Source organism: Zobellella sp. An-6 (genome assembly GCF_052487945.1).
The window spans coordinates 3,646,803-3,662,524 of the sequence record NZ_CP199259.1 but is presented as its reverse complement, the minus strand read 5'-3'; the positions used below and the strand labels follow the sequence as shown (position 1 = coordinate 3,662,524).

Here is a 15,722-nt window from a genome sequence, read left to right as displayed (position 1 = left end):
TAAAACCCAGCATAGGCTGGGTTTTTTTGTTTTTGCTAAGCTGACATCCAGCGTCAATCTTCAGAGTGCAGTTCCATGTTAAAGCCCGGCCAGCAGGTTATCGTTTCTGTCCACAGCCTTACCGACAAGGGGGATGGCGTCGCCACCCTGGACGGACGGCCGCTCTACGTTGAAGGCGTGCTGCCGGGGGAGCAGGCCGAGGTACGGCTGACTCTGGTCAAACCGCATTTTTGCCATGGCCGGCTGGTGCAGCTGGTACAGGCCTCCGCCGCCCGCCGCGAGGATTTCTGCCCTCATACCCATTGCGGCGGCTGCCAGGTACGGGTGATGGACTACCGGCCTCAGCTCGAGCTCAAGCGCCAACTGCTGCTGGATGCGCTCAAGGCCCGGGGGTTGGACTGCCCGGTAGCCCAGACCCTGGGCATGGAGGAGCCCTACCACTATCGCAACAAGGCACAATACGCGGTGCAGCCCGGCCCCTTTATCGGCTTTTACGCCAAGCACAGCCACCAACTGGTGGAGGTGGAGCAATGCCGGGTGCAGGCACCGGAAACCGCCGAAGTGGTACGGCGGGTGCGGGACTGGATGCGCGGCACGGCCCAACCCGCCTATAACGAGGCGACGGGGGAGGGAGTGGTACGCCATATCATGGTACGCAACGGGGTGAACAGCGGCGAGCTGATGGTGGTGCTGGTGGTGGCGACAGCGCCGGCCGAAGATGCCCTGGCACGGCTGGTGGCCGGGCTGGAGGCGTTGCCGGGCCTGGCCAGCCTGGTGCTCAATATCAACGGCGACGGCGGCAACAGAGTGCTGGGCCCGGACAACCGCCTGTTGTGGGGCAAGGAGGCCATTGCCGACAGCCTGGGCGGGCTGGAATTCGCTATCTCCCCCCTGTCCTTCTATCAGGTCAACCCGCGCCAGACCGAGGTACTCTACCGGGAGGCCCTGCGCCAGGCCGATCTCAAGGGCCACGAGACGGTGTTCGACCTCTATTGCGGCATCGGCACCATAGCCCTGTTTATGGCCCGGCAAGCACATCGGGTGATCGGTGTGGAGCTGGTACCGGAGGCGATTGCCGACGCCCGCGCCAACGCCGAGCGCAATGGCCTGGCCAACGTGGAGTTTCACCTGGGGGCGGCGGAGACGGTGGTGCCCGGGCTCTACCTGCAGGGGCTCAGGGCGGATGTGGTGGTGGTGGATCCGCCGCGCAAGGGGTGCGATCAGGCGCTGCTCGAGACCCTGGCCGAGATGCGACCCGAGCGGCTGGTGTATGTGTCCTGCAATCCCAAGAGCCTGGCCCGGGATCTGGCCTGGCTCTGCACCCACGGCTTCGAGCTGGAACAGGCCACGCCGGTGGACATGTTCCCCCACACCATGCACGTGGAAACCGTGGCCCTGCTGACCCGGCGCTGAAGAAAACCTTGCAAATTAATGAATGATAACTATTATCAATAACTCGACAAAGGAGGCTGACATGGTCGTGTTATTGGTACTGGCATGGTTGACGGTGGTGTGGTGGGTGCCCGCATCGGGCCTTACCCTCTGGCTGAGCGCGGGTTTCGCCCTCTTCGCCCTGGTACTAGCCATGCCTTCGGTCAGCCGGTACTGGTACTGGCTGCCGGTGGGCGGCCTGGCCGGCCTGGGGCTGACCCTGGGATTGCTGCTGGGGGGCTGAGGAGCGGGAAGAAAGCCTCTTCCCGCACCGGCTCAGGCTTTTCTGCTCTGCTCCTGCAGCAGTGCTTCTACCCGGTTCAGTTGCTCCCGCATCCGGACCAGCTCCTGTTGCAGCGCCTGCTGCTCCTGGGCCGGATCCTCACCGTTTTCCGCCTTGAACTTCTCGCTTTCGCTCTGCATCACCTCCAGCACTATGCCGATCATCATGTTGAGGAAAATAAAGGCGGTGAGGAAGATGAAGCTGACGTAGTAGATCCAGCTGTAGGGATACAGCTCCATGGTGTCGTACATCACGTCGGTCCAGTCTTCGAAGGTGGCGATGCGGAACAGGGTCAGCATCGCCAGGCTGATATTGCCCCACAGGAAATCGTCGACGCCTTCGAAGACAAAGCTGCCGATGGCGGCGTAGATGTAGAAGATGATGAACATCAGCAGCGCCACATAGCCCATGCGCGGTATGGCGACCACCAGGGCGTTGAGCAGCACCCGCAGCTCGGGGATCATGGACACCAGCCGTAGGGCACGGAATACCCGCAGCAGGCGGGCGATGAGGACGGTGTCGGTGCTGTCGAGGGGCACCATGCTGGCCAGTACTATCACCAGGTCGAAGAGGTTCCAGCCGGATTTGAAAAAGTCCCTGAGCCTGGGCTCGGCGGCCATGCGGATGGTGATCTCCACCAGGAAGAACAGGGTGACGGCGGCATCCAGCACCGCCAGTACGTGTTCGAAACGATTGACGTTGTCGTAGGTCTTGGCGCCCACCACCAGGGCGGACAACACGATGACGCTGATCACGAAGCCTTCGAACAGCTTGTTGCTGCGCAAACGCAAAAACTGGGCCTGCAGCTGGGCGAATCCGTTACTCATTTGCTTTTATATCTCGAAACCAAAAGGGTGATCTTGACGGGGCCATGCACTCGGGCACGGCAGGGTGAGGCTGCATGGTAATACAGCGACCGGCCCGATGTCACCTGGTAGCCGGGCGCATGCTACCTACGGTGCCGGCAGAAGGGAGCGGCGGCCCGGGGCCGCCGCCGCGCTCAGGATGAGAGCGAATCGAAGATATTGAGGAAGGTGGGTGCCCTGCGGATGTCGAGCCGCATTCCCAGTCGCTGCGCGATATCCCGCGCCGAAATCAGGCCCCGGATCTGGTGCGACTCCCGGTCGATGACCAGGCAGTGGCGCTCGCCATTGGATTGCAGGGCATGGATCACATCGGCGATGGTGCTCTGCTGCAACTGCTGATAATCCAGCGCCCTGAGCTTGTCCCTCGGGCACATCAGGTCGGTGACCAGTATCTCGTCGCGGCTGTCGCCGTTGGCGACGCGCTGCACGAAGGCCTGGCCGCTCAACTGATCGAGCTGGATCAGGCCAAGCAACTCTTCCTGCGAGTCCACCACCAGCTTCAGTTTGGTGTGATCGTGATGCATCATTTCCAGCACCTCGGCCGCCCGGGTATCTGCGTCTATCATGGTGGGCGGGTTCTGCTTGAAATCGTTCAGCAGGCCGAGGGCAGGAGAGTCCAGCTGCAGATCGGGGGTATCCCCGGGCTGGACCAGGTGGTCACGGTGTTCAACGGCGTACAGGTGCAGTGTTTTCATGTCGTTCCTCCCGACCCTTTCAGGGAAAGGGCCACAGACAATCAGAGATTAAAGGCGGATCAGACCAGCTGATCCCGGTGTCTGGCAGGGGAGAAGGTGGGAGGGCCGCGCGCCTGGCGTTCGGTAAGAAAGTGGGGCCGGGTCAGCGGTGTCGTGAACCGCTGCCGCTGTACGAGCCAGGGCCAGGGTTGCCCGCCGTTGCCGATGGGCAGCCCTTGCTCCGGATCATCGCTCCCTTCCTGCTCCTGCTGGAACAGGGTGATCCCCGCCGGCGCATTGACCTCCTGGGCATGCTGTTCCGCCGTCAGCAGCGAGGGCGCGGCCACGACCGGGGCCGGCGGTGAGCAAAGCAGGCTGAGATACAGCAGCAGGGCGAGGGCACTGAGCCAGGGCAAGACGGCGCTCCATTAACGATATGTTAACAACATGCAAGCATCATCCGACGAATCGGTGACAAAGACAAGGGGAGAGAGCCTGAAACGAAAAAACACCAAACGGCGTCGGTGTAGTGGTCAAAAAAACGGTGTGATTATCTGCTGTAACAACAATCGTGGTGCGAAGGGGGGGACTTGAACCCCCACGTCCGAAGGACACTAACACCTGAAGCTAGCGCGTCTACCAATTCCGCCACCCTCGCATACCTGATTGTCCGGCTGTTTTAGATGGGCCACCATCCTGAATTTCGGGCAGGGTTGCCAAACCTGAAAGGCTTGGTGCGAAGGGGGGGACTTGAACCCCCACGTCCGAAGGACACTAACACCTGAAGCTAGCGCGTCTACCAATTCCGCCACCCTCGCATACCCGAATTGTCCGGCTGTTTTAGATGAGGCCGTCATCCTGTTCGCTCAGTCGTGGTGCGAAGGGGGGGACTTGAACCCCCACGTCCGAAGGACACTAACACCTGAAGCTAGCGCGTCTACCAATTCCGCCACCCTCGCCCGTGCTGAGGACTGCGAATTCTATAGATTTTTTATCGGCCGTCAATACGCGGATTCCGAGAAAATTAAAAAAAACCGGCACTGGACGCCGGTTGCTCAAAAAATCCCGGCTTTGAACAGAAACTCAGCGCCTCGCCCGGTAGATCCTGAACTTGCCGGTGGCGGCCAGGATGTCGCAATGGCCGAAGCTTTGCTCGATAAGCTCCGGATAAGGCAGGAAGGCGTTGGCCACCAGGATGAGTTCGCCTCCCGGTTTTAGGTAGTCGACCGCCCGGGCCAGCAGGGTCTCGGTGGTGTGGTAAAAGGTCTTGAGGCCCGCATGGAAGGGCGGGTTGGTGATGATATGGTCGAAGCGGCCGTCGACCTGGGCCAGGCCGTCGGAAGCGTACACCTCGGCTGCCAGCCCGTTTTCCGCCAGGGTCAGCCGGCTGGCTTCCAGCGCCAGGGCGTTGATGTCGATCATCTCAAGCTCAAGCCCCGGATGGCGCCGCAACAGGCTGGCGCCGATGACGCCGGCGCCGCAGCCGAAGTCGAGCACCCGGCCGTGCAGTTCGCCGACGCTGTCCAGCAACAACCGGGAACCGTTGTCGAGATGTTCGGCGCTGAACACCCCGGGCAGGGTGCAGACGGTCAGCTGCTCTTCCGGCAGGGAATAGCGGCGCACCCAGTCGGCCAGCCGAAAGGGGGCGGCCGGGCGGACCACCTGGGCCTGGTAGAGGCTGGCGCGGCGGGCGCTGTCGAGCTTGTTCACCTGGTCGCAGTAGGGGGCCAGCAGTCTGGGCGCAGCCTTGACCCCGCCCTTGTTGTCTCCGGCGATAAAGACGGGCGCGCCGGGCGCGAGCAGCGGCAGGCAGGCCGCCAGCAGGTAGTCGGCCTCGGCCTTGGCCTTGGGCATCAGCAGCAGCAGGCCGGCGGCGGGCCCGGGCCCGGGCTGGCTGCCGAATTCGACCTTGACGTCATTTTTGCCTTCAAGCCACAGGAAATAGCGGAAATCCGTGGTGAACACCCGCGGGGAGGGGCCGGCCTCGGCCAGCAGCCCAGGCAGGTTGTCTTCCAGCAGGCCGCAGATCAGCAGCGGCTGGCGGCTCAGGGTGTCCAGATTACGGGTCAGCATCTCGCCGACCGGGGTCAAGGCCTCAAACATCTCGGGCTCCGCAACAAATAAGGGAATTGGGCATTATACATGGCGGCACCCCCCTTGACATTTGCCGGGCATTAGCAAAAGATGCAGTTCAAGGTCTTTTTAGGTGCAAGTCATGGTTTTTATCGTTAAACGCAAACCGGCCAAACCGCTCAAGCGAAAAGCGGCGACCCCTATTGCGTGACCGACGCCAGATCCTCATCAAGACGAGCAGTTCTCAAACCCCGGTTACGCAGCAGCGACCGGGGTTTTTTAATCCAAATTTTTCAATCCTCTAGCCAGGAGAAGGAGTTTCCATGTTTCGCGGTTCTTTAGTTGCCCTGCTGACCCCCTTTGACGGTGACCGTCTCGACGAGGCCGCCCTGCGCCGCCTGGTCGACTGGCACATCGAGGAGGGTACTCACGGCATTGTGCCGGTGGGCACCACCGGGGAAAGTCCGACCCTGAGCCATGACGAGCACTGCCGCGTGATCGAGCTAGTGGTGGAGCAGGCGGCGGGCCGGGTGCCGGTGATCGCCGGCGCGGGCTCCAACAACCCGGTGGAGGCGATTGAGTACAGCAACTACGCCCAGCAGGTGGGGGCCGATGCCACTCTGCACGTGGCCGGCTATTACAACAGGCCCAACCAGGAAGGGCTCTACGCCCATTTCCGGATGCTGCACGATGCCACCGAACTGCCGATCATCGTGTACAACATTCCGCCGCGGGCGGTGGTGGACATCAGCCCCCAGACCATGGCGCGCATCGCCGAGCTGCCGCGCATCGCCGGGGTGAAGGACGCCACCGGCGATCTGTCCCGCCCCTGGGCCGAGCGGCAACTGATCAAGAAGCCCTTCGCCTGGCTGTCCGGCGAGGACGGCACCGCCGTGTCCTATAACGTGGCCGGCGGCCAGGGCTGCATCTCGGTCACCGCCAACGTCGCCCCCCGCCTCTGCGCCCAGTTGCAGGAGCTGACCCTGGCCGGCAAGTGGGAGGAGGCCCGCGCCCTGCAGGATCGGCTGTTGCCGCTGCACCAGGCGATGTTCGCCGAGCCCAACCCGGCCTGTCCCAAATACGGCCTGTCGCTGCTGGGGCTGGCCAGCGAAGCCTGCCGGATCCCGGTGGTGCCGCTGCAGGACAGCACCAAGGCACGTATCCGCCGGGTAATGGAAGAGCTGGAACTGATTTAACCCTTAATATGGCCGCGTGAGCGGCCATCTTGTTTTTTGGTGGCACAGATGCATCCGCAACACTTTGATGGCTTGATTTTTGACCTCGATGGCACCTTGGTCGACACCATGCCCCTGCACCTGGCGTCCTGGGAGCTGGCGGCGCGGGAATTCGGTTTCGGCTACGACGCCGGCTGGCTGTACGATCTGGGCGGCGTACCCAGCCGCAAGATAGTCGACCTCATCAACGGCGAGCAGGGGCTCCGCCTCGACGGCGACCGGGTGGTGGCGGTGAAAAACGGCCATTATCAGCAGCTGTTGCCCGAAGCCCGGCCTTTTCCCGCCATGCTGGCCCTGCTGGAGCAATATGCGGACAAGCCCATGGCCATCGGCACCGGCTCTTCGCGGGTCAATGCCGAGCGGGTGTTGCTCAATACCGGGCTGCGGGACTATTTTCCGGTGGTGATCACCGCCGACGACGTGGATCTGCACAAGCCGAATCCGGACACTTACTTGCTGGCCGCCCGAGAGCTGGGACTGAGTCCCGGCCATTGCCTGGTGTTCGAGGATACGCCCATCGGCCGGCAGGCGGCGGAGGCGGCGGGAATGGCTTGCGTGATGGTGGTGGCGGGCCGGCCCGAGCTGGGCTGACCCTGAACACCATGTGGGTTAGCGCTGTTCGCCCTGATCGTTGTCCTGGTGATCGTGCTGGTCGTCACGATGGGTGGAGTGGTCGTGATGATTGTCGTAGCGGGGACGGCGAGGCTTGTTGATGATAACGCCGGTTCGTGGCGGCCGGCGGGTCGCCGGGGAAATGGTGGATATCTTGGCTTTGTAGATCAGTTGTTGCTGACCGCGGGGGTCGGACAACAAAATACTGTATTGGTCAAAGGCACTGATCATCCCTTCCAGCTTGATGCCATTGGTGAGGAAGATGGCGCAATGAGTCTGATTCTTGCGCAACCAGTTCAGTGCCGCATCCTGTCCGTTACCCAATGAGAAAGCTTGCTGCAGCGATTGGGGATTAGATGATTGGGCAGTCATGTAGGCAGTCCTGTTTGTTATTTTGCAATCTTGATTGTGCTTAATGAATGCCCGCCTTGTCAAAGTAAAGCTCACATTAATCCAATAACAGAGGAGCAACCTTGGCCCAGCCCGTCAGTACCTCCGGCACCATAGTGCTGGCCTGTCTCATCGTCAGCATGGGGCAACTGAGCATCGGCCTGTTGTTTCCGGTGCTGCCGGCCATCAGCCAGGCCCTGGCCGAGCAGCCGGATCGGGTGCAGTGGCTGATTTCCGCCTACCTGCTGGCCTTCGGTCCGATACAACTGCTGTATGGTCCCCTGAGCGACGCCCGTGGCCGCCGCCCCGTGCTGCTGGCCGGCTTGGCGGTGGCGTTGCTGGGCGTGGCGCTCTGCCTGGTGCCGGGGCTTTCGTTCGAGTGGCTGTTGCTGGGCCGTCTGTTGCAGGGGCTGGGCGCCGGCTGTGGCGCCGTGGTGTCGCGGGCCATGCTGCGCGACAGCTTCGATGGACCTGGGCTGCGCAATGCCCTTTCCTATGTGGCCATGGCGGCAGCCTTTACTCCCATACTGGCTCCTGCCCTGGGCGGCCTGATCGGTCACCATCTGGGCTGGTACAGTGTCTTCGTCGCCATGCTGCTCTACCTGCTCATCCTCTGGTTGCTGCTGCTGGCCGGCTTTCGGGAGACTCACAACGGCGAGCGGCACCGCCTCAGCCTGGCGGGGGTGGTCGCCAACTATCGGCGCCTGTTGGGTGAGCGGCATTTTCTGGGCCATGGCGGCATGTTGTGGGGACAGTTTTCACTGATGATGGTCTCGGTATCGGTCATGCCCTATGTGATGCAGCAGCAGATCGGCATGAGCGCGGCGGAATACGGGCACTGGGCGCTGTTGCCGGCCATGGGGCTGCTGCTGGGTGGCATCATCAACAACCGCATCCAACACCGGGTCCGGGCCGAGCAGGTCTTGCGCCTGAGCCCCTTTATCCAGTTCGCCGCCGGCCTCTGGGTGCTGCTGGCTCCCCTGCAGCCGGCCTGGATGATAGTGGGCATCTTTGTTCAGGCCCTGGGCAACGGCATGGCCTTTCCCAATGCCATGAGCCGGCTGCTGGAGCCCTATCGGGAGCTGGCCGGGGCGGCGGCGGCCCTGTCCGGCGCCCTGCAGATGCTGAGTGCCGGCTTGCTGAGCGCCGGGCTGGTCTATGTGGGGGTGGATACCGCTTTCAGCCTGGGCCTGTGCATAGTGCTGGGAGCCGTGGTGCTGAAGGGGTTGTCCTGGTACGCCGTGGGGCTTGTCTAGGCATCCGCATCGGCCAGCCGCCGTTGCTCCAGGGGCAGTCTACTCAAGGCCAGCAGCGCCAGGGTGGCCAGCAGCATGATGGTGGCGGCGCAGGCCTCCGCCGGTGACAACGGCAAGTGCGACGCCAGGTAAGAGGCGGTGGCGGCGCCGGCCATCTGCAGGCAGCCGAGCAGGGCGGCGGCCCGGCCGGCCCGGTCCGCGAAGGGCGCCATGGCAGAAGCCGCCGCCGCGCCCAGCACCAGCGAAAAGCCTAGCGAGCAAAGTGCCACCGGCAGCATAAAGGACCAGACGGAGGGGGCCGAAGGCAGCCAGAGCAGCATGGCGAGGCCGCCGCCGAGCAGGCAGAGGGAACCCCGCTTGACCACCCGGTGGCGGCCCAGGCGCCGGCTCAGCCGGGGAGCGGAAAAGCTGGCCGCCATCACCACCAGGGCGTTGGCGCCGAAGGCCAGGGCAAACTGGGCCTCGCTCAGCCCCAATTGCTCCATCAGGATCAGAGGCGCGAAGGTCACATAGGTGAGGATGCTGCCCATGGCGGCGACGCAGGTCAATACATAGACCCGAAAGGCCCGGTGCCGCCACACCGCCTGATAGGCGCGGGGGGAGAGCAGCGGCTGATGGCGGGTATGGGCCGGGCGGCTTTCCCGCAGGCGAGCCATCACCAGCACCAGGGCCAGGGCGGCGAACAGAGCCAGGAACACGAAGTTGGCCTGCCAGCCGAAGCGCAGGCTCAGCCAGGCGCCCAGAACCGGCGCCAATGCCGGGGCCAGGCAGAGGGCGCCATTGAGATAGGAGTAGGCCCGGGCGCTGTCGGCGGCATCGAGTTTGTCCCGTACCACCGCAAAGGCCACCACCGAGGTGCCACAGGCGCCCAGCCCCTGGATAAGGCGACCCAGCAACAGCATTGGCAGTTCCTGTGCCAGGGCGGCGATCAGGGAGCCGGTAAAAAACAGGCCGATGGCACAGAGGGCGACGACGCGCCGCCCCTTGTTATCTACCAGGGGACCGAACACCAGCTGCCCCAGGCCCACCGCCAGCATGAACACCGACAGGCTGAGCTGGATGCTGGCCGAACTCACCGAGAGCGATTGCGCCATCTGTGGCATGGCCGGCAGGTAGATGTCGATGCCCATGGGGCCGAACAGGATCAGGGGAAGCAGCAGCAGAACCAGGCTGATGACGGGGCTTTTTGCCATGTAATCTGTTCCTTTGCGGAAAAAAGGAGCGATTATAACCTCTGGGTCAACAAAAATCAGGGGAGGGAAATAAAAAAGCCGCGCCCGGAGGCACGGCTTAGGAATTCTTGGTGAGGTAGTCTCTTACAGAGGAACTACGTTCTCAGCCTGAGGACCTTTCTGGCCTTGAGCTACAGTGAACTGTACTGCTTGGCCTTCAGACAGAGTTTTGAAACCCTGGGTCTGGATGGCGCTGAAGTGTACGAACACGTCAGGACCTTGTTCTTGCTCGATGAAACCGAATCCTTTGGATTCATTGAAGAACTTTACTTTACCTTTAACGATATTAGACATACCTAAATCCTGTAACAAACTTGCATTGTAAATAGCTTAGAAAAATACCGGTTTAACTTATGAAATACAGGACGAGGTACTACTAGGAACTTCGTAACAAGAACATAAATATAGCCGTATTCTTCGAGCTGGGGTCACTCTAACCCGTTACCAGATGGGGGTCAACAGGTATTTTTGTGAGCAGGAGTGCTTTCATCGAACTTTAACAGAAGCGGGTGGCTGCGGGTTTTGCGCGCACCGAAAGAGCTTATTCGCGGTTGGGGGCATTTGCGTTGAGGCGCTTTGGGATTTGTTGAATGGCTGCGCCGAGGTAAGTAAAACGATCGAGGCCGTGGGCGAATACGGCCAAGCAGACCCCCAGTGTCCGGGGGAAATATCTTGGATTGTGCGGGCAGCCTGCCTCGGCTGTTTGCCCAGGTTGACGTCAGCTTGTATTTGCCGGCGTGATCCCGGTTGGGGGCGTGCTTTCATTCGAAGCCGTGCCGGCTATTGCCGGGGCGACGATCACATAGTGTCCCTTACCGGCGTGCTTGGCCCGATACATGGCGCTGTCCGCCTGAGCGAGCCAGCTTTCCAGCCCCAGCTCTGCATTGCAGGGCAGCACCATGCCGATGCTGGCGGACAGGATGATATGCCCTCTCTCCAGGGTGACCGGCCTGGCTATTTCGTCCAACAGGCGTTGCAGGCTCTGCTCGGCCATTTCCCTGCTGCGCAGCCCCTGCAGCAGGATCACGAACTCATCGCCACCGATCCTGGCTATGGTATCGGTGGCCCGCAATACCCTGAGCATGCGCCTGGACAAGCGGGCCAGCAACTCATCACCCGCCTGATGACCCAGGCTGTCATTGACCTCTTTGAACCCGTCCAGGTCGAGGATGCCGAGGGCGGAGAAGCCGCCCTGGCGTTGATCGGAGTGGAAGGCCTGCTTTACCCGGTCGGCCAGCAGAGATCGGTTGGGCAGTCCGGTTAGATGGTCATAGTAGGCCAATGTATCCAGTTCTTTCTGGCGGAGTAACAGTTGCGCGTTGGTATGCGACAGGGCCCTGGCATCGTGTAGGGATTTGGTGATAAAGGCCATCAGGACGACGGTGAGCAAGAGGGAGGAGGTCAACAGCCACAGGGGCTGCCAACTGCTATGGGTGGCCAGGAATTGCTCGGAAGGAGACAAGGACAACTGCCACCTGCGGCCCGGCAGCTCGAGTTGAAAGCTGAGTTCATCGGGGGCCGCCGGCAAGAGGACGTCGGGATAGATGGGTTGCGCGGGCTCTTCGGTCACATCCAGCAGGCGCAGCCGACTGTTGAATTCTTCATCCTTGATCAGGTCCCGCAGTAATACCTCAGGTTGCAGCATCAGAATAACCAGCCCCATGACCTCTTTCGATACGGGAACACCGGGCAAGGCGTAAATGGGCTGGTAGATGGCGACGGTGAGAGGACCGTCCGGATCCTGAACGATGTGAAAGGGGGCACTGCTGAGCTGATGTCCCAGCCGGATAACCTGCCTGACGGCGGGAGCGTTGTGGGGGCGTTGCAAGGTATCGAGGCCGGCTACGGCATGGTTGAACTCTTGTGGCTCGGCAAAGAGGATGGGGAAATATTCTTCGCGTGCAGGCGCGCGTACCACCGAATCCGCCGTTTCCGTGGTATCAAAGATACCGAGAGGCGCAAGGCCCCGGGTCGCCAGTTCAGCTTCTACCCGGGGGCGTTGGTCATGGGAGACCCGGGGAGCCCAGTGCACCGCTATGACTTCCGGGTAAGAGCCGATCACCGAGGTGACGAAGCGATGGTATTCCTCACGTGTCAATTCTTCCGAAGCCGTGAAGAGGCCCTTGAAGGCGTTCAGTAATTCCCGGGCGTTATCGATGAATTGCTGGGCTCGCAGCGCCTGAACCTGGGCCAGGCGTTCAAACTCCTTGTGCCGAAGCTGGGCATGAAAGGCCATGCTCCTGGAGTAAGCGTCAAAGGACAGGTAAATGCCCAGCATGGCGATCACAACCAGTATGATGCCCTGAGAGTGCTTGCGAATGAGGAGACTGTTCAAGGTGACTCGCCCGGTGTGTTGCATCCTGCAATGGCTTTAATCACTAGCAATATTTTTGCCTGGGCGCAAGGATGTTCCATCATGCCGACCGGGGATGAAAGGCATCACATGGCAGGGCGTTTGGCGGAAACAAAAAAACCAGCGTTCTGGCTGGTTGGGATGGTGCCGGCAGAAGGAGTCGAACCCTCGACCTACTGATTACAAGTCAGTTGCTCTACCAACTGAGCTATGCCGGCTAAGGATATGGTGCCCAGAGGCGGAATCGAACCACCGACACGGGGATTTTCAATCCCCTGCTCTACCGACTGAGCTATCTGGGCTGGGAGTCTTAATTAAAAGAGCACCTGAAAGTGGTGCCCAGAGGCGGAATCGAACCACCGACACGGGGATTTTCAATCCCCTGCTCTACCGACTGAGCTATCTGGGCTGGGAGTCTTAATTAAAAGAGCACCTGAAAATGGTGCCCAGAGGCGGAATCGAACCACCGACACGGGGATTTTCAATCCCCTGCTCTACCGACTGAGCTATCTGGGCAACGGGGCGCCATTAAATAGGATTGGTCAGGGCAAGTCAACCGCTTTTTGGAAGGCCTGAGCGCGTTCGCTCAAGCCTTGAACAACGCGGCGATTTACTCTGCGGAAGGGGGGGTGTAGCCCTCGATTTTCACGTCGGCGCCCTCGAACAGGTAGGCCACCATCTCCTGCTCCAGCAACTGGCGGTGCTCGGCGTTCATCATGTTGAGTTTCTTCTCGTTGATCAGCATGGTCTGCTTTTTCTGCCAGTCGGCCCAGGCTTCCTTGGAGATGTGATCGTAGATGCGCTTGCCGAGCTCGCCCGGATAAAGCTGGAAATCCAGGCCTTCGGCCTCTTTCTGTAAACGCTGGCAAAAAATAGTGCGGCTCATCGGTTCCTCTCTTGCAGTTGCGGGTAGGCCAGCAGTTTCTTGGTGGCGGCAGCCAGGCCTACCGATGCGGGTTGCTGCAAGTTATACCAAAGACGCTCATCCCCCGCCATGACCTCGGCCGGCAAGCGGGACAATTCCACCAGCCAGGGCTCGATATCCAGGTGGAAATGGCTGAAAGTATGGCGAAAGCCGGGCAGGGGACGGGGCTCGCCGGCTTGCGGGTACCGTTTGAGCCAGGACTTGAGCTCGTCCTGGTCTCTGAACTCGGGAAAGCAGTAGAGTCCGCCCCAGAGTCCCTGGGGCGGGCGTTGCACCAGCAGGATCTGCTGTTGGCATTTGAGCAGCAGAAAGCTGGCCCGTTTTTCCGGCTGCACCCTCTTCTTCGGTTTGCCGTGGGGAAAGGCGGCGGGCGTGCCCAGTGCTAGCCCCCGACAGTCGTCCCGCACCGGGCACTGCTCGCATTTGGGCTTGCTGCGGGTGCAGATGGTGGCGCCGATATCCATCATCGCCTGGTTATACTGGCTCACCCCCTTTTTGGGCGTGAGTCGTTCCACCTGCTGCCAGAGGGCGTTTTCCACCTCTTTCTTACCGGGCCAGCCTTCCTGGGCCAGCCAGCGGCTCAGCACCCGCTTGACGTTGCCGTCTAGGATGCCGTGATGCTGGCCCAGGGACAGGGATAACACGGCCCCGGCGGTGGAGCGGCCTATGCCCGGCAGGCCCAGTACCTCTTCGAAGCGTTCGGGAAAGCGCCCCTGGTAGTGATCGCGGATCACCTGGGCCGCCTTGTGCAGGTTGCGGGCCCGGGCGTAGTAGCCGAGTCCGGTCCAGTGGTGTAGCACCTCGTCCGGCTCGGCGTCGGCCAGGCTGACCACGTCGGGAAAGCGCACCATAAAGCGCTCATAGTAGGGGATGACGGTGGCGACCTGGGTCTGCTGTAGCATGATCTCGGACACCCACACCCGGTAGGGGATCTTGTGCTGCTGCCAGGGCAGGGTCTTGCGGCCATGTTGCTGATACCAGGCCAGTATGCGTTCGGCGAAGGAGGTTGTGCTCACTGTGGTCGGAAAGTCGATTCGAATGGGGAGATCAGAGCACAGCGTCGGGGCCAGTGCAAACCCGCGAAACACAGCTGTTGTTTGTGGTTTGTTATTCCAATGTTTTCTGATACAAAAGAAGGGTTTTGTTGGCGCCCGCCATGCCCGTAATCAGAGAGACCTCTATGCAGCCCTTTTTTGCCCAGCGCTTTGCCAAGGTAGAGCCTTCCTTCATCCGTGAAATCCTCAAAGTCGCCGTCAATCCGGCAGTGATCTCCTTCGCCGGTGGTCTGCCCAACCCCGACTTCTTCCCGAGCGAGGAGCTGGAAGTGGCCACGGCCAAGGTGCTGCAGAACAAGGGCAACGGCGCGCTGCAATATGCCGCCACCGAGGGCTTCGGCCCGTTGCGCGAGTACATCGCCGAGCGCTACCACCTCCAGCACGGCCTGCAGGTATCGCCGGATAACATACTGATCACCAACGGCTCCCAGCAGGCGCTGGATCTGATCGGCAAGGTGCTGGTGGACGAGGGCTCGGATCTGATCATCGAGGAGCCGGGCTACCTGGGGGCTATCCAGGCGCTGTCGGTCTACCAGCCCAACTTCCGCGGTGTTTCCCTCAACGACGACGGCCCGGATCTGGCCGAGCTGGACGCCCTGCTGGCCGAGCCCAACCATGCCCGGCTGATGTACGGGGTGACCAACTTCCAGAACCCGTCGGGCCTGAGCTATAGCCTGGAAAAACGCCGGGCGGTGGCCGAGCGGCTGATCAGGCACAATGTGCTGATGGTGGAAGACAACCCCTACGGCGAGCTGCGCTTCGAAGGCGAGCACCTGCCGCCCATCGCCAAGCTGGCTCCCGAAAACGTGGTGCTGCTCGGCTCCTTCTCCAAGGTGGTGGTGCCCTCCTTCCGCCTGGGCTGGATGGTGGTGCCGGACTGGCTGCGTCAGAAGATCACCATCGCCAAGCAGGCATCCGACCTGCACACCAACGGCTTCGTGCAGCAGGTGCTGTACAGCTACCTGCAGGACAACAGCCTGGACGCCCATATCGATCGTATCCGCACCGTCTACGGCCAGCAGAAAAACGCCATGGAGCAGGCGCTGCTGCGTCACTGCCCCGGCCTCGACTTTACCCGGCCCGAGGGTGGCATGTTCCTGTGGCTGAAACTGCCACAGCACCTGAGCGCCATGGACTTGTTCGACCTGGCGATCAAGGAAAACGTGGCCTTCGTGCCGGGCCGGCCCTTCTATGTGCGTCCGGATATCCTCAACACCGCCCGCTTCAGCTATTCCGGCGCCGATGCTGCCACCATAGAGGAAGGCATCAGCCGGCTGGGCCGGGTTATCCAGCAGGTGCTTTGAGCGCGGCTATCGGCCGCAAACAGCCGCCGGTTT

Annotated in this window: 16 protein-coding genes and 7 tRNA genes; 6 read left to right on the top strand and 17 right to left on the bottom strand. The window is 61.5% G+C overall.

The window, feature by feature from the left end:
* Positions 1 to 75: 75 nt before the first annotated feature.
* A complete protein-coding gene (gene rlmD / locus ACT7DK_RS17125; RefSeq protein ID WP_445401272.1) occupies positions 76 to 1,413 on the top strand; it encodes a 23S rRNA (uracil(1939)-C(5))-methyltransferase RlmD in 1,338 nt (445 codons plus the stop codon).
* Between the two features lie 61 nt (positions 1,414 to 1,474).
* Positions 1,475 to 1,675: a hypothetical protein gene (locus ACT7DK_RS17120; protein ID WP_445401270.1), complete on the top strand. Its 201-nt coding sequence runs from the start codon at positions 1,475 to 1,477 to the stop codon at positions 1,673 to 1,675.
* A gap of 32 nt (positions 1,676 to 1,707) precedes the next feature.
* Here the strand turns inward: ACT7DK_RS17120 and ACT7DK_RS17115 are convergent, their stop codons facing one another.
* From ACT7DK_RS17115 to rsmC, 7 genes are all read right to left on the bottom strand, one after another.
* Positions 1,708 to 2,541, bottom strand: a complete 834-nt coding sequence (locus ACT7DK_RS17115; RefSeq protein WP_445401268.1) for an ion transporter — start codon at positions 2,539 to 2,541, stop codon at positions 1,708 to 1,710.
* Between the two features lie 173 nt (positions 2,542 to 2,714).
* A complete protein-coding gene (locus tag ACT7DK_RS17110) occupies positions 2,715 to 3,275 on the bottom strand; it encodes a CBS domain-containing protein (protein WP_445401266.1) in 561 nt (186 codons plus the stop codon).
* A gap of 59 nt (positions 3,276 to 3,334) precedes the next feature.
* A complete protein-coding gene (locus ACT7DK_RS17105) occupies positions 3,335 to 3,670 on the bottom strand; it encodes a hypothetical protein (RefSeq protein ID WP_445401264.1) in 336 nt (111 codons plus the stop codon).
* A gap of 156 nt (positions 3,671 to 3,826) precedes the next feature.
* Positions 3,827 to 3,912, bottom strand: a tRNA-Leu gene (locus ACT7DK_RS17100).
* A gap of 74 nt (positions 3,913 to 3,986) precedes the next feature.
* A tRNA-Leu gene (locus ACT7DK_RS17095) sits at positions 3,987 to 4,072 on the bottom strand.
* Between the two features lie 55 nt (positions 4,073 to 4,127).
* Positions 4,128 to 4,213: transfer RNA gene (locus ACT7DK_RS17090), tRNA-Leu, on the bottom strand.
* Positions 4,214 to 4,337: 124 nt separating this feature from the next.
* The gene (gene rsmC / locus ACT7DK_RS17085; RefSeq protein ID WP_445401262.1) at positions 4,338 to 5,357 is read right to left on the bottom strand and encodes a 16S rRNA (guanine(1207)-N(2))-methyltransferase RsmC; all 1,020 of its coding nucleotides are present in this window, start codon (positions 5,355 to 5,357) and stop codon (positions 4,338 to 4,340) included.
* A 293-nt stretch (positions 5,358 to 5,650) separates the two neighbouring features.
* On the opposite strand from rsmC, the gene dapA reads away from it, so the two are divergent.
* Entirely contained in the window at positions 5,651 to 6,523 is an 873-nt protein-coding gene (gene dapA / locus ACT7DK_RS17080; RefSeq protein WP_445401260.1) for a 4-hydroxy-tetrahydrodipicolinate synthase, read from the top strand.
* Positions 6,524 to 6,571: 48 nt separating this feature from the next.
* Positions 6,572 to 7,153: an HAD family hydrolase gene (locus tag ACT7DK_RS17075; protein WP_445401258.1), complete on the top strand. Its 582-nt coding sequence runs from the start codon at positions 6,572 to 6,574 to the stop codon at positions 7,151 to 7,153.
* Positions 7,154 to 7,171: 18 nt separating this feature from the next.
* Here ACT7DK_RS17075 and hfq read toward each other — a convergent pair whose 3' ends face one another.
* Entirely contained in the window at positions 7,172 to 7,546 is a 375-nt protein-coding gene (hfq, locus tag ACT7DK_RS17070) for an RNA chaperone Hfq (protein ID WP_445401256.1), read from the bottom strand.
* 101 nt (positions 7,547 to 7,647) lie between these two features.
* Between hfq and ACT7DK_RS17065 the strand changes: the two genes are divergently transcribed.
* Positions 7,648 to 8,820, top strand: coding sequence for an MFS transporter (locus ACT7DK_RS17065; protein ID WP_445401254.1), 1,173 nt, complete (start codon positions 7,648 to 7,650; stop codon positions 8,818 to 8,820).
* Here ACT7DK_RS17065 and ACT7DK_RS17060 read toward each other — a convergent pair.
* The 9 genes from ACT7DK_RS17060 to mutY all read right to left on the bottom strand — a co-directional run bounded on the left by ACT7DK_RS17060 (position 8,817) and on the right by mutY (position 14,346).
* Positions 8,817 to 10,013: a multidrug effflux MFS transporter gene (locus tag ACT7DK_RS17060; protein ID WP_445401252.1), complete on the bottom strand. Its 1,197-nt coding sequence runs from the start codon at positions 10,011 to 10,013 to the stop codon at positions 8,817 to 8,819. The two genes, ACT7DK_RS17065 and ACT7DK_RS17060, sit on opposite strands and share 4 nt — an antisense overlap.
* A gap of 123 nt (positions 10,014 to 10,136) precedes the next feature.
* Complete coding sequence (locus ACT7DK_RS17055; protein ID WP_094040169.1) at positions 10,137 to 10,346, bottom strand: cold-shock protein; 210 nt, start codon at positions 10,344 to 10,346, stop codon at positions 10,137 to 10,139.
* Between the two features lie 424 nt (positions 10,347 to 10,770).
* Positions 10,771 to 12,411 carry a diguanylate cyclase domain-containing protein gene (locus tag ACT7DK_RS17050; protein WP_445401250.1) on the bottom strand — a complete coding sequence of 547 codons (1,641 nt, stop codon included), beginning with the start codon at positions 12,409 to 12,411 and terminating at the stop codon, positions 10,771 to 10,773.
* Positions 12,412 to 12,547: 136 nt separating this feature from the next.
* Positions 12,548 to 12,623: transfer RNA gene (locus ACT7DK_RS17045), tRNA-Thr, on the bottom strand.
* An 8-nt stretch (positions 12,624 to 12,631) separates the two neighbouring features.
* Positions 12,632 to 12,707, bottom strand: a tRNA-Phe gene (locus ACT7DK_RS17040).
* 31 nt (positions 12,708 to 12,738) lie between these two features.
* Positions 12,739 to 12,814, bottom strand: a tRNA-Phe gene (locus ACT7DK_RS17035).
* Between the two features lie 31 nt (positions 12,815 to 12,845).
* Positions 12,846 to 12,921 (bottom strand) — tRNA-Phe (locus ACT7DK_RS17030).
* Positions 12,922 to 13,015: 94 nt separating this feature from the next.
* Positions 13,016 to 13,291, bottom strand: a complete 276-nt coding sequence (locus tag ACT7DK_RS17025; protein ID WP_094040171.1) for an oxidative damage protection protein — start codon at positions 13,289 to 13,291, stop codon at positions 13,016 to 13,018.
* Positions 13,288 to 14,346 (bottom strand): A/G-specific adenine glycosylase, encoded by a 1,059-nt coding sequence (mutY, locus tag ACT7DK_RS17020; protein ID WP_445401247.1) that lies wholly within the window; start codon positions 14,344 to 14,346, stop codon positions 13,288 to 13,290. Before mutY ends, ACT7DK_RS17025 begins: the two co-directional genes overlap by 4 nt.
* A 164-nt stretch (positions 14,347 to 14,510) precedes the next feature.
* Here mutY and ACT7DK_RS17015 point away from each other — a divergent pair, with 164 nt between their 5' ends.
* Entirely contained in the window at positions 14,511 to 15,689 is a 1,179-nt protein-coding gene (locus tag ACT7DK_RS17015; protein WP_445401245.1) for an aminotransferase-like domain-containing protein, read from the top strand.
* Positions 15,690 to 15,722: the final 33 nt, after the last annotated feature.

Excerpts from the sequence above, each read along its gene's own strand:
- rlmD (WP_445401272.1), top strand. The coding sequence starts at position 76 with ATGTTAAAGCCCGGCCAGCAGGTTATCGTTTCTGTCCACAGCCTTACC.
- ACT7DK_RS17120 (WP_445401270.1), top strand. The coding sequence starts at position 1,475 with ATGGTCGTGTTATTGGTACTGGCATGGTTGACGGTGGTGTGGTGGGTG.
- ACT7DK_RS17115 (WP_445401268.1), bottom strand. The coding sequence starts at position 2,541 with ATGAGTAACGGATTCGCCCAGCTGCAGGCCCAGTTTTTGCGTTTGCGC.
- ACT7DK_RS17110 (WP_445401266.1), bottom strand. The coding sequence starts at position 3,275 with ATGAAAACACTGCACCTGTACGCCGTTGAACACCGTGACCACCTGGTC.
- rsmC (WP_445401262.1), bottom strand. The coding sequence starts at position 5,357 with ATGTTTGAGGCCTTGACCCCGGTCGGCGAGATGCTGACCCGTAATCTG.
- dapA (WP_445401260.1), top strand. The coding sequence starts at position 5,651 with ATGTTTCGCGGTTCTTTAGTTGCCCTGCTGACCCCCTTTGACGGTGAC.
- ACT7DK_RS17075 (WP_445401258.1), top strand. The coding sequence starts at position 6,572 with ATGCATCCGCAACACTTTGATGGCTTGATTTTTGACCTCGATGGCACC.
- hfq (WP_445401256.1), bottom strand. The coding sequence starts at position 7,546 with ATGACTGCCCAATCATCTAATCCCCAATCGCTGCAGCAAGCTTTCTCA.
- ACT7DK_RS17060 (WP_445401252.1), bottom strand. The coding sequence starts at position 10,013 with ATGGCAAAAAGCCCCGTCATCAGCCTGGTTCTGCTGCTGCTTCCCCTG.
- ACT7DK_RS17055 (WP_094040169.1), bottom strand. The coding sequence starts at position 10,346 with ATGTCTAATATCGTTAAAGGTAAAGTAAAGTTCTTCAATGAATCCAAA.
- ACT7DK_RS17050 (WP_445401250.1), bottom strand. The coding sequence starts at position 12,411 with ATGCAACACACCGGGCGAGTCACCTTGAACAGTCTCCTCATTCGCAAG.
- ACT7DK_RS17025 (WP_094040171.1), bottom strand. The coding sequence starts at position 13,291 with ATGAGCCGCACTATTTTTTGCCAGCGTTTACAGAAAGAGGCCGAAGGC.
- ACT7DK_RS17015 (WP_445401245.1), top strand. The coding sequence starts at position 14,511 with ATGCAGCCCTTTTTTGCCCAGCGCTTTGCCAAGGTAGAGCCTTCCTTC.